This window comes from Saccharobesus litoralis, assembly GCF_003063625.1.
In the GTDB taxonomy this organism is placed as follows: domain Bacteria; phylum Pseudomonadota; class Gammaproteobacteria; order Enterobacterales; family Alteromonadaceae; genus Saccharobesus; species Saccharobesus litoralis.
On the sequence record NZ_CP026604.1, the window covers coordinates 5,480,102 to 5,493,771 of the forward strand.

General features: G+C 42.0%; 11 protein-coding genes. 6 read left to right on the forward strand and 5 right to left on the reverse strand.

The window, feature by feature from the left end; all coding sequences use genetic code 11:
- Window positions 1-14 precede the first annotated feature (14 nt).
- From C2869_RS20995 to C2869_RS21020, 5 genes are all read right to left on the reverse strand, one after another.
- Window positions 15-509: a TlpA family protein disulfide reductase gene (locus C2869_RS20995; RefSeq protein ID WP_159084264.1), complete on the reverse strand. Its 495-nt coding sequence runs from the start codon at window positions 507-509 to the stop codon at window positions 15-17.
- 79 nt (window positions 510-588) lie between these two features.
- A complete protein-coding gene (locus tag C2869_RS21000) occupies window positions 589-1,920 on the reverse strand; it encodes a DUF1501 domain-containing protein (RefSeq protein WP_108604772.1) in 1,332 nt (443 codons plus the stop codon).
- 15 nt (window positions 1,921-1,935) lie between these two features.
- Window positions 1,936-6,612 (reverse strand): carbohydrate-binding domain-containing protein, encoded by a 4,677-nt coding sequence (locus C2869_RS21005; RefSeq protein ID WP_108604773.1) that lies wholly within the window; start codon window positions 6,610-6,612, stop codon window positions 1,936-1,938.
- A 647-nt stretch (window positions 6,613-7,259) separates the two neighbouring features.
- Window positions 7,260-7,616 carry a Crp/Fnr family transcriptional regulator gene (locus C2869_RS21015; RefSeq protein WP_108604775.1) on the reverse strand — a complete coding sequence of 119 codons (357 nt, stop codon included), beginning with the start codon at window positions 7,614-7,616 and terminating at the stop codon, window positions 7,260-7,262.
- A gap of 92 nt (window positions 7,617-7,708) precedes the next feature.
- Window positions 7,709-8,278 carry a GNAT family N-acetyltransferase gene (locus C2869_RS21020; RefSeq protein WP_108604776.1) on the reverse strand — a complete coding sequence of 190 codons (570 nt, stop codon included), beginning with the start codon at window positions 8,276-8,278 and terminating at the stop codon, window positions 7,709-7,711.
- A 276-nt stretch (window positions 8,279-8,554) separates the two neighbouring features.
- On the opposite strand from C2869_RS21020, the gene C2869_RS21025 reads away from it, so the two are divergent.
- The 6 genes from C2869_RS21025 to C2869_RS21050 all read left to right on the forward strand — a co-directional run bounded on the left by C2869_RS21025 (window position 8,555) and on the right by C2869_RS21050 (window position 13,575).
- Window positions 8,555-9,436, forward strand: coding sequence for a mechanosensitive ion channel family protein (locus C2869_RS21025; RefSeq protein WP_108604777.1), 882 nt, complete (start codon window positions 8,555-8,557; stop codon window positions 9,434-9,436).
- Window positions 9,437-9,633: 197 nt separating this feature from the next.
- On the forward strand, window positions 9,634-10,872 hold the full coding sequence (locus tag C2869_RS21030; protein ID WP_108604778.1) for a type II secretion system F family protein: 1,239 nt from the start codon (window positions 9,634-9,636) through the stop codon (window positions 10,870-10,872).
- A 1-nt stretch (window position 10,873) separates the two neighbouring features.
- Entirely contained in the window at window positions 10,874-11,764 is an 891-nt protein-coding gene (locus C2869_RS21035) for a prepilin peptidase (protein ID WP_108604779.1), read from the forward strand.
- Between the two features lie 38 nt (window positions 11,765-11,802).
- Window positions 11,803-12,399 carry a dephospho-CoA kinase gene (gene coaE / locus C2869_RS21040; RefSeq protein WP_108604780.1) on the forward strand — a complete coding sequence of 199 codons (597 nt, stop codon included), beginning with the start codon at window positions 11,803-11,805 and terminating at the stop codon, window positions 12,397-12,399.
- A 146-nt stretch (window positions 12,400-12,545) separates the two neighbouring features.
- Entirely contained in the window at window positions 12,546-13,292 is a 747-nt protein-coding gene (gene zapD, locus C2869_RS21045; RefSeq protein ID WP_108604781.1) for a cell division protein ZapD, read from the forward strand.
- Window positions 13,293-13,332: 40 nt separating this feature from the next.
- Complete coding sequence (locus C2869_RS21050) at window positions 13,333-13,575, forward strand: DNA gyrase inhibitor YacG (RefSeq protein WP_108604782.1); 243 nt, start codon at window positions 13,333-13,335, stop codon at window positions 13,573-13,575.
- Window positions 13,576-13,670: the final 95 nt, after the last annotated feature.

Genomic DNA, 13,670 nt, shown 5'->3' on the forward strand with positions numbered 1-13,670 from the left:
AAATGATGTCTTAGTTATTGGCGCACAAGCGCATTAATTTGCTTAACTATTTTGTCTTTAGTTTTACTCTTAAACCCTAGGTGGGTTGCGACGATTTTGCCATCGCTATTGATCAAAAAAGAGGTCGGCATGGCCATAACATTAAATGCACTAGCCGCCTTGCCATTTTGGTCATGCAAGAGCGTGAAGTCAGCTTGTTGCTGTTTTAAAAACGTTTCGGCATCGTCTTTAACTTCATCAACACTAATAGCGACCACTTCTACTCCTTTATCTTGATATTTCTGCTGTAGCTCCTGCATAAATGGGAAGGATTTTTTACAAGGTCCACACCAAGATGCCCAAAAGTCTAAATAAACAATTTTACCTTTAAATTGCGCTAAACTGGTTAACTGACCATGGGTTAAACTAGGTAGGTTGATAGGGGGCGCTTGTTTAGCTTGAGCACTGCCAACCAGACAAAAAATGACAATAGCACCCAGCTTACTTAAATTTTTTAATTTATTTAACAAGATAAAGCGGTTCAAGAAGATAACGCAGTTAAAAAGCAACATAACTCATCAATTATTTATTTCAATTAACCTATAAGACCTAGACAACTTGCAAACTATTTCGTGGATCATTTAATTGTGCGGTTTGTTGACTCGAGGCAAACAGATCAAGTTGGCTTTCTTCTCGTAACGGAAAGGCGCTACTAATAACCCCGTGATCAACACCAAACAATTTGCGCCCTGCTGCCATTACATCTTTGGGTAAAATGATAATGCCATTGTTATCATCACGTTCAAGTGTTACTGGGTTTATCTTTAAAGCATTGTGACCTTCATCTGTCACACCAACCACACGATTACCCCATGAGGCATTTTTTTGCATAAAGATGGTACTCCCTATAGGCCAATGATCTTTACCATTACTGTCGTTATATCTTGGCGTACGCCCAAAGTCTGAAGCAATCACCACCACCAACCTGTCGGCGATGTTTGCAGCTTCTGCCTGCTCCCACAAATAATCAACGCCTTGGGTTAAGTAGCTAAGCTCTGTGCTATGTAGGTTATCGTGATCATCATGGGTATCAAACCCCCAAACGATCATATCGGCACTGGCACTCACACCGGAAATAAAGCTAGCCACAGTCACATCAACTTGCTGCTGAAACTGCCCCAATGAAGTGTTGTCGTAGTCACGACCTTGTAACACGGCTAAGTTATCGCGTAAGTCACCTAAAATAGCTCCGTTGGTCACTGAAGAGCGAAACACTTGGCGATTATATTGCTGGCGCGGGGTTAGATTAGTGGCATCAGCCAACCTAGTATTGCGTGCTTGATGATAATTTAACACTCGTTGCCAATCTGCTGATGGAATATGGCTAGTGGTAGGGTCCCAGCGCTGGCCGTTAGGATTAATAATATTAATCAGGGCACTGGGGTTATCTAATCGACTACTGCGGATCAAGCGTGCAGTTTCGCCGTAACCACCATGGTTAACATAAGCAATGGGTAAATCCGGTGCATGAATTGACGCAGCTAACGCGGTTAAACTAGGATACCCTTCTGCAAGGCGGCCACTAAAGTTATGCACGACGCCAGCATCGTGCGAATTTGTTTGCGCATCCACGCCATTGACTACCATCATATGTTGGTAGTATTTATCGAAAAATGCTTGGTTATCAGCAAACGGGGCGTAGCGTATATTACCTGCAGTTTGAATATCACCGGTACGCGCCCAATGATTAATTTCTGCTTCTCCGGGGACGTTCAACTTGGGATCACAAAAACTAGTTACATCCCATCCCCCTTGAGCTTGCACAACAACATAATAATTACCCGTGTAATCTTCTGGTGCAGCAAAAAGGTTAAACGATGGCGCAATACCTGTAACTAAACCAGCAGAGGCGCTCATTTTTAAAAACTGTCGACGATCCATATTATTATCCTCTGCTTATTCGTGAATATACCGGTAGTCCATCATTAAATAGGCGGTTACTGTGCGCCAAGCGGTTAAAATACCATTCGGATCACTACCATCAGACCAATGCTCTAACCGGCAGTGTGAACCCTCTTCGGAAATATGGCGCCAAGCATTTTGTTCATTTATTCGGCGGTTTTTATCCTGCCAAGTATCAATAAACAATTGATACGTATGAGTTAACTCAGCGGAGCTTAAACTCAAATTTTCGCCGAGTAATAATTGGTGAAGCGATAATATTTGTTGTTTTATGGCTAACGTACCATTCGTTTCAGCGTTGGGATCCGTATCTTTTAGTTGCACTAAAATTTGCGCGCTCTCATCTCCGGCTTGCTGACCATAGGCTTGAATTTGAATATGGTAGTTACCCGTAACAGCAGTAAAATTGGCTATTATTGAGCTGGTTGCACACAAGGTAACATCGTTTTCTGCCTGCTGAGCTGCATTAAAACTTTGGTAGGCACAACCACCTTGTGTCGTCACTTGATTGGTTGTGTCTGCAATTAAAGTTCCGAGGTAGTCATCAACAATAATTTGCTGATTAGGTCCTGTGATAGTCAAACGATTAAGCACTAAGTTTCTATCACCTAAGGTTTCGGACCAAAAGTCATTGGTAAAAGTTAAGCTCAGTACCTTTTCACCGGCCTGCACATTGGCTTGCAAATCAATAGTCTGCATTTGATTAGCGGAATCTGCGTCAACAAAGGTTTGTAAGGCGGTTTCGATACCCGGCTCTGTCACTGTCTCGACCGAGTTAAACAAATGTCGTTGGCCTTGCGGTTGTTTAAAATCATTAATGACGATAGGGCATGACGCTTCCACCGCATGAGTGGTAGCAACACTTGTCATGACTGAGCTAACTTCTCGTGCGCGCTCTGTCACATTATCTGAATCAATGCCACCATAATAAATACGATATTCCTCTAGTAATGAGTTGTTTTCTTGCCAATCACTTACCCCCCAATCAAATCCAGTTAGGGCTTTGGTTTTAGCGACTAGTTCTTCCGGTGTTAAAAGCTTTTCAGCGCCCACATTTGCTAATTCGATTAAACGGTCGTTTGTCATTACGTCATGACTCGCGGTTGCCCTAAACCAATTGCTGACGATCATATCAGCCAACAAATCTTTTAAGTTTAAGTTGTTGGCTCGAAAATCGGTTGCTAATTCGCCAATAAACCGTGTTTGAGCATCAAACAAATTGCGCTTCGCGCTATAATCCGCATCACTTTCACTTTGCGGCGCAGTGGCTGCTGCCGTGCCATATATGGTCGGCCACCAAAACTTAATCGTTGCTTCGGCAAATCTATCGTCGTTAACTATTTGCTGTGCAGCCCAAGATAAACTTGATGTGGCATCAGGCGCATCACTGCCATTAAACCCTGGGGTGCGCATATCGCCGTACCAAGAATCGCCTTGTTGGTATAGCTCGTTACGAATATCGCGCCCTAAATCTTCATCCCACAGCCATTTATAAGAATGCGGTAATGAATCTTGCCCGCCAACTTGATCACGGTAAAAACCTTCATCACCATAGTTCTGATATGCACCAGCTAATGGATCTAACGTTTGGTGACATACACTACAATTTTCGTTATTCAATGTTGGGTTATTGGTATCTGCCAAGGCATCTGGATCCATCGTTCGGCTAGCAGATTGCTCGATATCAAAACCTAAGAAATGGAAATAGGTCCAACGGCTACGCGCGCGATTACGATTAGTTGCGGTTGACGGGTAGCGTTTTAAAAATGACAAGGTGTTAAGTACACCGGCATGCGGAAAATCTGTGACCAAACCTTGTTCATTGTATTCAAGAACGCGTAATTCTTCATTCCAGCCAAATGTTTGCCAATCAGCCATGCGCACATAACCTTTATCTTGCGCCGGCAGCCACTGCTCCGTAGTGGTTGAGAAATCAGCATCCGTTAGCATAATTTCATCGGTCGCTGCATTTACCATAGTATAATTGGCGGTTAATATTTCAGAATAAGGCCGGTCATTTTCCACCACATAAGCAATTAACTCTAACGGAGCGCGAGCAAGGCCATAGTTAATAGCCCAATTACGCTCGCGGGTTTGTTGACGCCTTTCATCTGAATCTTCACCTTGATATTGCTCGGCTAAATCAAATAACCAATTGGTATATTCTGGGTAGCGACTGTCTAAACCATTAATTAAACCGCGCCATGGCACTAGCCATCTATCGGTCAGTAATTTGTCGTTAGCTCCGCGCAGAATAAACTCATGAAACGCATCACCTGTCATTAAACCGCGAATTGTTGCTTTTAGTTCTTGTTCACTGCTGCCTTGTACCGCTGCATACTCAGCACTGGTAGGCTGCCGTCCCGCCAAAATCAATGCTGCTCGTTTGAGTGTACTCAAGTTATCTTCAAAGCTAACCCCATCAAAGAAAGGGCGCGCTTGGCTTGGTGGGGCATCAACTTGTCCACCTAGCGCCACGAGATATTCACGTAAAGCGTTATATTCAGTATCGTTTGAGATAAAAATAACACTGCCACCATGGCCATTTAACCCCTGAATTTTATTAAGAATTAACTGCGCATTACTGTCATCTTGCGCAATAAACGATGCAAAGACTTGATGATTATGAAGCAAATGTTGTGTTTCACTAGCGCTGATAAATTGAATGGCAGTTGATTCGGCAGTTCCAGACTCTACATGACAAGTCACGCAACGATTTTGCACTACAGGTTGCGAAATTGTGTCGTTAAATAATATTTGTTCTGCGGTTAACGCTATGTCGTCGTTCGTTTCGCCCGATGACGCGTCGCCATCATTAGGTTGGTCATTGGTGCTATCATTTGTTGTGTCGTTACTAGCGTCACTATTTGTGTCATCGCCAGCATTATCATTTGAGCTATCGCCACTGTTGCCGCTATTATTACCATCAATTGGAGCGTCATCTATTGGTGTATCATCTATCGGAGTGTCAGTATTGCCATTCTGTGGATCATTATTATCTGGGTTCTCATTAGAACTATTATCACTCGGTTGATCGCTAGGTAAACTATCTATTTGTGCACCTAATGCTGTCAAGTAGGCACGCAATGCTAAATTCTGCTCACTACCCACACTAAAAATAATGCCACCACTATGAGTAATATCACCCTGGGTTTTATTTAAGATGAGCTGAGCATTAGCAATATCCTCCGCTAAAAAATCCACTAAAGTTTGATGATTAGTGGTTAAATATCCCTGTTGACTGCTCATTACAAACTGCAACCGAGTCGTATCGGCGACACCGCCATCTACGTGACATGTAATGCAACGAGATTGCACCACAGCCACGGATAATGTGTCGTTATACAATACCTGTTCAACACTGAGTGGTGGGGTATTTTGATCCGGCGCTGAACTATCGTCTCCAGTACTGTCATCCCCTGTAGCATCATTCCCTGTACCATCACCTCCAATACCGTCCGCGCTACCATCATTTGGCTGAGCGTCTGCAGTCAGTGTACCGCCAATATCGAGCAGGTATTGTCTAAGCGCTGTGAATTGAGCTGAATCAGATGAGAATATTTGCCCGCCGCTATGTCCCAGTCGCCCTTGCACTTTATCTAATACTAATTGTGCATGGTTTGCTTGCTGGTTGATCAAATTGATAAACTGATTGTGATTGCTAATTTGATGATCTGGCGCTTGATGATCGCTTTGCTGACTCGAAACAAACAACAAACGCGTTGTACTGGCGATGCCAGTTGCGACATGACAAGCGATACAACGCGCCTGTACTACAGGCTGGGAAATTAAATTATTGAATGTGATTTGCTCAGGAGTCAACTCTTGTGGCGGGTCGCTCGGCGTTGCATTTCCATCATTGCCATTGTCTGTATTAGCGTCTGTACCAGTGTCACTCGAATTAGCATCTCCTAAATTATCTCCACCAGCACTATTATCATCGCTCGAACTATCATCACCAGTTGACGGCTGCATTGATGAGCCACCATCACTATTGGTATTGTCACCCGTGTTAGTATTACCTTCTCCACTGTTACCATCAGCACTATTACCGCTATCATCGCTCTGGGGCTCATCCGGTTCTTGAGTTACGCAACCTGTACACTCTTGCTTTAGCATGCCAACAAAGGTGGTAAAGTGTTGTAACTCAAGGCTGTTGAGCGCTAATTGCACGCCCCCCAAATGACTCACTTGGCCGCTTGGCTTTTGCAATAACAATTGCTCACCGGTAGGAACATTTAGCGCGAAATCTTTTAGCGCTTGCTTATTAAATAAATCAGTTGTTGCAGAACCTGCTGCAGCTTGCACACTAGCATCAAGCAAAATCAAGCGCGAACTAGCGGCAAAGCCATTGGCCGTATGGCAAGAAATACAAGACGCAGCTATGATATTTTGCGCGATGTTTTGCTGATAATAACTCAGTGTCTGGACTGGCGTTATAGCTTGTTCTGAAGGCGGCGCCGTTGGCGGCTCACTATCTGGCGTAGCATTGCCATCACTTGGGGGATTATTGTTTGGTTGCTGACCAGCGTTTTGGTTATTTTCAGGTGTTTGGTTATTTTCAGGTGTTTGGCTAACATCACCACTGGTTTCACCGCCACCACCACAGCCTGTGATGTAACCAAGCATAACCAATACGAGTGCTATTTTTATCATTGTTTTAGGCAACATTTTAATCAACTCGGTACAACTTTATCCGACACAAACAGCATAGCTTAAATTTTCATGGGAAAGCTGTGCTTTAATTCACAAAATGCAATAAACCTTGATTGTGGGTAACTATTCATTATCTCAAGCAACGGGTTTCTACATCTACAAATTACAACAGAATAAGCTGTAACTATTCAGCGTGTTTGTAAATAGAGCTAAATTTTTACCACAGGTATAAAAAATTACCGTCATACCTGAGAAATCAGGTATCCAGCGCCTTTGTTAAAGTAAATTCAATTCTGTGTACAGTACAAAGTCGCTAGATTACCGCATTTGCAGGTTTCTTGTTCCTGACGAAACCTAAGTACCTACGTCCTGTAGGCACGGCAAAGACGAGAGTAAATAGCAAAACCATAGCCTGTAAAACCAATAACGCTGAATACTTGTAGTAGGCGAGACTTGGCTTCCAAGCCCCTACTTTTGGTAGTCTTGCTCTTTTGGGCAGGAAAGTTTGCAGGCTCTGCAAGCATAAATGCTCACCTACAAAAGAAAGGTTTGCAGGCTCTGCAAGCATAAATGCTCACCTACGAGAGAAAGGTTTGCAGGCTCTGCAGGCAGGAAGTGCGACTAGGAAGCTGTCGCACTTGGATTAAAACTAGAGGTAGTATTTATTTTTGTAGTGCAACCAAGCGCTCAGTTGTGTCTTTTAAGCGCTGCGCCAACCCTTCAATCAAACGTAACGCAATACCACTATTACTTTTAATTAAGGCTTTAAATTTTTCTTCATCGTAAGCGAGTAAGCTCACGTCGGAATCAGCAACCGCTGTACAGGTCCTTACATCAGAAGTTAACAGTGCCATTTCACCAACAAACTCACCTTCACCTAAGGTCGCGATTTCCACCGTATTGTCAGCATTTCCTTTAGTCAAGCGGATCTGTCCGTGGCTAATCACATACATTTGACGGCCTTTTTCACCCTCTGTAAATAAAGTTTGGCCTTTGCGTAACTCAACCGTATTTTCCATGGTATCAATAAATCACTTAATCAATCGTTATTAACTAGCATAAATTGCCAGCAACTAGACTGCAACTAAAGCCTTTAAAACTCACCACAAAATTACAACAATTTGCGCATCGGATACCACATTATATCTGGACACTTAGTACCGACTTGTGGGGCTTTAACCGTTTCAAAACCTACTTGCTGCATGGCTTTAACTCTGTGCTGTGGACAATCCAATGCGATAGACTTGGCACCTAGATACGCAGCCTGTTCAATCCGACATTGAACTAAATTAGCTGCCACTCCCAAACCACGGTAGCCTTCATCTACAATTAAGCGATTAAATGAAGCGATTTTCTGTGGGTATAAATCATCTAACCCTTTATACAACTCACCTTCAGGTAAATCAGATAACGAATTGTGAATTGACAAGCGAGCGCTGGCAATAACTTGTCCTTCTACACTCGATAACCAGTGCCACGCCAATTCATCTTGCGCTTCAATCCACGTTTGCGCTTTTAATGTATTCGACATATTCATATTAGCCGTTCGCCATTGCTGAAAGCGGAATCGGCCAACACTCTCGATTAATCTTGTATACTCAGGGTGAGATACATCAAATTGCACAGTAACAACGTTGGCAATACGCGCCAATTTCACTTGTTGATCAACAACGGCTTCCATAATTTTTCCCTGTGGAATATTGCTATAAAGGTGTCCGACATAAATAAGCTAACGATTCATGGCGTTCCACCACATTAAGTTTATTCAACTCGTTTCACTCTAGGTCTTTTTAAGTGCTCCCAAATCACTCATTTTGCCAAGTAGATTGTAGTTTATTTAAAGTTAAAATAAACAGGGGTTTATGATTATTTAAATTAATACCTGAAAATTAATGTTTGAATAAAGGACTTGAGTAATAATAAAAGCACGACAATAAAAAATTCGTATAAAAAACACATGCAACCCACTTCGACAACCCAATCACAAACGCCGAGCTTAGCACCCAGTGAGTTACTGCAAGATGAAATTGACCAAGTTAATAAGGTTTATGAAATTATTATCGAGTTTTTTACCAATTATAGTTTTCAATTAATTGGTGCCATCATCATCTTCTTTGTTGGCTACTATATCGCCGGCAAAGTCAGTCGTTTCGTTCTCAAATTATGTGAAGGCCAAAGACTTGATGTCACTCTGAGTCGCTTTTTAGCCAATACTGCCAAAATGCTGCTAGTTGCTATGGTGCTAGTTGTCGCGTTAGGTAAACTCGGGATCAGTGTCACCCCGTTTATTGCTGCAATTGGCGCTGTTTCTTTAGGCGCTGGTTTGGCGTTACAAGGCTTACTAGCCAATTATGCAGCAGGCTTTAACATTATTCTCATTCGACCATTTGTGGTCGGTGATACCATTACCGTGCAAGGGGTTACTGGCATAGTTAAAGAAGTCTTACTGGCTTACACCATACTGGTTGATGAAGATGAAGTAGAAATAACCATCCCCAATAAACACATTGTCGGAGAAGTGATTCATAATTCCAAACATGACTCTTTGCTTGAACTCAGTGTCGGTATTGCCTATCAACATAACCCTATTGAAGTCGTTAAGTTAATTGAGTCAGCTATTTCACCGCTGAGTATTTGCAGTCAAGCTCGGCAACCGCAAGTCGGGATAGCCAGTTTTGGTGATAGCAGCATTAATTTGGAAATTCGTCTCTGGACACCAACTATTTCCTTGTATGCGGCAAAATTTGAAGCCTATGAAGTAATTTACCAAACCTTAGAAAAACATAATATACGGATCCCATTCCCGCAGCGCGAAGTTAAATTGGTTAATTCTCAATAGCTTCTATAATATAGTCAAAGCGATCAGGCTATAGGGAAAGCCGTCAAGCTTCGCCCCCATGAGCATATACTCTATATGTGATTGGGGAGAGTAAGCGCAGACAATGAACCATAAGGCCTGAGCGAGAAGACGATAGTTGCTAAACAAGCTAAATCGGAATAGGGTTAGCCCATCATTGATAGGATTGCATAACGACAATGGCCAAAAAAAGAAAAACAACACCCAAAATTGATGAACAGGCCATCTTTACTTGGAAAGGAGTGAACCGGCGAGGCGACAAAATTGCGGGTGAATTAGCCGCAGACTCAATTACCGCAGCCCGTTCACAATTGCGTAGTCAAGGTATCACGCCAAGTGTAGTCAAAAAAAAGCCAAAACAATTCTCTTTTGGTAGCCCGAGTATTAAATCATCAGATATTGCAGTTATTAGTAGGCAGTTAGCCACTATGCTTAGCGCAGGTGTCCCTCTAGTACAAGCGGTTGAGCTAATCTCCAAAGGCCATGACAATATGGCCGTTCGTAAGCTATTATCGGATATTAGCATTGAAATTTCCTCAGGTACTCCACTTAATGAAGCTCTGCGCAAACACCCTAAACACTTCGATGATTTATATTGCGATTTAGTACTAGCGGGCGAGCAATCTGGCGCTTTAGAAGGCATTTATGACCGAATTGCCACTTACAAGGAAAAAGCAGAAAATCTAAAATCCAAAATCAAAAAAGCGATGACCTATCCTATTGCTGTTCTGGCAATTGCAACTATCGTCACAATTATACTATTGATCTTCGTTGTCCCTCAGTTTGAAGAAATATTTTCTGGGTTCGGCGCTGAATTACCAGCGTTTACTCAATTAGTCATTGGCATGTCCGAAGCATTACAACACCACGGGCCTAAATTATTAATACTGTTAGGAATCGGACTATTTTTCTTTCTCAAAGCTTATAAAAATTCGCGTAAACTGCGTGATAGCCTAGATGGTTTATTACTAAAAATCCCCGTGGTCGGTATTATTTTAAATAAGGCCTCTTTAGCGCGCTTCGCTCGTACCTTAGCGACCACCTTTGCCGCTGGGGTCCCTTTAATTGAAGCACTTGATTCTGCTGCTGGCGCATCTGGCAATGCAGTGTACCGCAAGGCTATCCTCAGTATAAAAAACGAAATATCTGCCGGTATGCAAATGAACCTAGCCATGCGCAACACCAATTTATTTCCACCTATGGTGGTACAAATGGTACAAATTGGTGAGGAATCAGGTTCAATTGATAGTATGTTGAACAAGGTTGCCAATATTTATGAAGCTGAGGTCGATGATATGGTAGATGGCTTGTCTGCTCTTATTGAACCTATGATCATGGCCATTCTCGGTGTCGTGATTGGTGGCTTAATTGTTGCCATGTACCTACCAATCTTCCAAATGGGTAAAATTGTTAGTTAATATGTTTGAAAATATCTCTTTAATGTTTGTGCAGTACCCTGCCATTTGGGTGACGACAGCACTGCTAGTTTGCTTATGTATAGGTAGCTTTTTAAATGTGGTGATCCACCGCCTACCTAAAATGTTGGAAAAAGAGTTTTTATGTGAATGTCGTGAATATCTCACAGATGAACTAAAAAAACCTTCCAACGACCAACAAACAGACCAAACCTATAACCTAGTTAAACCTAATTCAACGTGTCCTAGCTGTAATACCGCCATTAAACCTTGGCATAACATTCCCATTTTCGGTTGGTTAACACTGCGAGGTAAGTGTGCCAATTGTCAAAATCCAATTTCAGTGCGCTACCCATTAGTAGAGTTGTTAACGGGTGTCACGGGTGCATTTGCGGCTTGGTATTTTGGTTACGGATTAGCCGCATTTGCCGCCATTATTTTTACTTGTTTAATCATTGCGATGACCTTTATTGATCTGGATAGTATGTTGCTACCCGATCAACTAACACTACCATTATTATGGTTGGGTTTATTAGTCAACTATCAGGCTATTTTTGTACCACTGCATGATGCGGTTTTAGGTGCAGTATTGGGCTATTTAGCCTTGTGGTCTATTTTTTGGTTATTCAAACTGGTAACAGGTAAAGAAGGCATGGGATATGGTGACTTCAAGCTTTTAGCCGCATTAGGTGCATGGATGGGCTATCAAGCTTTATTGCCGATTATTCTTATCTCTTCCTTTGTCGGGGCTGTCTTAGGCATTATCATTTTGAAAACACGTAAAGACGAAGAGCAGCGCATTCCTTTTGGTCCCTATTTAGCTATAGCCGGTTGGATTGCCTTTTATTGGCGCGACAATTTGATCCACTTTTATTTGCATAACTTTGTTTATTAAATGGGTTTATTAAATGAGCCTATTGATAGGTCTAATAAATGGCTAATTTAGTTATTGGATTGACCGGAGGCATTGGCTCAGGAAAATCCGCAGCCTGCCGTTTTTTTGCTGATAAAGGCATAGACATTGTCGATGCCGACATTATCGCACGCCAAGTTGTCGCTCCGGGTTCTCAAGCCCTAAAACAAATAAGCCAACGCTTTTCTGCTAGCATCATCACCTCGACAGGTGAACTCGATCGCCAACAACTGAGAAATATCGTATTCAAAGATGTAAAGCAAAAAGAATGGTTAAATCAGTTGCTGCACCCGTTAATTAGACAAGAAATGAGCAGTGCGGTTAACGCTTGTCAGTCAACCTATTGTATTTTAGCCATCCCTTTACTTATCGAAAACGAACTATTTGATTTAGTTAATCGAGTCGCGGTTATCGACTGTGAAGTGGAGCAGCAAAAACAACGGGCATTATTACGCGATAACAGCGATGCAACAGTTATCCAAGCTATCATTGACTCACAAGTCAGTAGGGAAGTCCGCCTAAAACATGCCAATGATATTATTGATAATTCAAAAGATTTAGACTATTTAGCTCAACAAATCAGCAAAATGCATGAATTTTATTTGTCATTAGTCTAAACTCTTGAAATAACTTGAGTTAAAAACTCTAAAACGCTAACAATATTCGAAAATCCGCTCGGTTCAAAGTTTAGAGCTTAAACAAAAACGCATAGGATGCGGACCAACGAATATACGTTTACACAATCAAAACTATAAATTTCGACATGGCGTATATAAAGTACGAATTTCCACTAAATGAAAAAGTCCGCACCTATTTGCGAATTGAACATTTAATTCAGCGAATGCATGCCAGCGCTCGAAACCTTGATGAGAAATCACTTCTGCATTTCTTTGAATCTTTATTTGCCGTAGCCGAAGTGATCGAGCGCGGTGATTTACGTGGCGACTTACTAAAAGATTTAGAAAAACATGAAAAGAATTTAGTTTCATGGTCGCAACACCCAGACATTGATTCTTCGGCTATCAACGGCTTGATCCAACAAGTCATGAATGCAACCAATAACCTCACTAAATCAGGACGTTTAGGTATAGAGCTAAAAGAAGATAAATTTCTTGGTTCAATAAAGCAAAGATTCGCTATTCCGGGCGGCACTTGCTGCTTTGACTTACCTCACCTACACTTTTGGCTACACACAGCCAGAGAAACCCAGCAAGCCGATATAGAAAAGTGGTTAAGCTATTTAAAAACCCTAGAGCAAGTGGTCGGCTTAGAATTAAAATTTGTGCGAGAAAGCGGGCGAGTCCAACAAGCGATCGCTGAAGGGGGCTCTTTCCAAGATGCCACCGGCAATACTGAATTAATTCAAATACAGCTAGAGCAACACTTTAAAGCTTACCCTACCGTCAGTGGCAACAAACACAGGTTTTCTATTCGCTTTATGCAGCTGTGTCCGGAACAAGGCAAAGCCGCCTGTGAACAGGATATACCCTTCACACTAGTTTGTTGTTAAAATCATTTTATAAATATCCACGTTTTCACTTGCGAGAGCTATGTTAAAAGTAAACTGCCCCACCTGCGATACTCAAGTCACTTGGTCAAAAGAAAGCCAATATAAACCATTTTGTAGTGAACGCTGTAAGTTAATCGACTTAGGAGAATGGTCAGAAGAAAGCCGAGTAATCAAGGGGCAGTCATTAAAACAATCTGTCACTGGTAAGGTCGATGAATTTGATATTGAAGAAGAACTGGCTAAGTTTAACCCTGATGGCGAAAGCTTTTTCCTTGAAGACTAAACATACTAGTACTCCGACACAAAAGTGATGACATGCTGAACTCGTTTTTATTAGCAATCTAAGTAGAAAAGCGTGCCAGATTAAAGGCAAGTTCC

What these genes read in the sequence shown, in the direction of transcription:
- C2869_RS21000 (WP_108604772.1), bottom strand. Translation starts at nt 1,920, where the DNA reads ATGGATCGTCGACAGTTTTTAAAAATGAGCGCCTCTGCTGGTTTAGTT.
- C2869_RS21005 (WP_108604773.1), bottom strand. Translation starts at nt 6,612, where the DNA reads ATGTTGCCTAAAACAATGATAAAAATAGCACTCGTATTGGTTATGCTT.
- C2869_RS21015 (WP_108604775.1), bottom strand. Translation starts at nt 7,616, where the DNA reads ATGGAAAATACGGTTGAGTTACGCAAAGGCCAAACTTTATTTACAGAG.
- C2869_RS21020 (WP_108604776.1), bottom strand. Translation starts at nt 8,278, where the DNA reads ATGGAAGCCGTTGTTGATCAACAAGTGAAATTGGCGCGTATTGCCAAC.
- C2869_RS21025 (WP_108604777.1), top strand. Translation starts at nt 8,555, where the DNA reads ATGCAACCCACTTCGACAACCCAATCACAAACGCCGAGCTTAGCACCC.
- C2869_RS21030 (WP_108604778.1), top strand. Translation starts at nt 9,634, where the DNA reads ATGGCCAAAAAAAGAAAAACAACACCCAAAATTGATGAACAGGCCATC.
- C2869_RS21035 (WP_108604779.1), top strand. Translation starts at nt 10,874, where the DNA reads ATGTTTGAAAATATCTCTTTAATGTTTGTGCAGTACCCTGCCATTTGG.
- coaE (WP_108604780.1), top strand. Translation starts at nt 11,803, where the DNA reads ATGGCTAATTTAGTTATTGGATTGACCGGAGGCATTGGCTCAGGAAAA.
- zapD (WP_108604781.1), top strand. Translation starts at nt 12,546, where the DNA reads ATGGCGTATATAAAGTACGAATTTCCACTAAATGAAAAAGTCCGCACC.
- C2869_RS21050 (WP_108604782.1), top strand. Translation starts at nt 13,333, where the DNA reads ATGTTAAAAGTAAACTGCCCCACCTGCGATACTCAAGTCACTTGGTCA.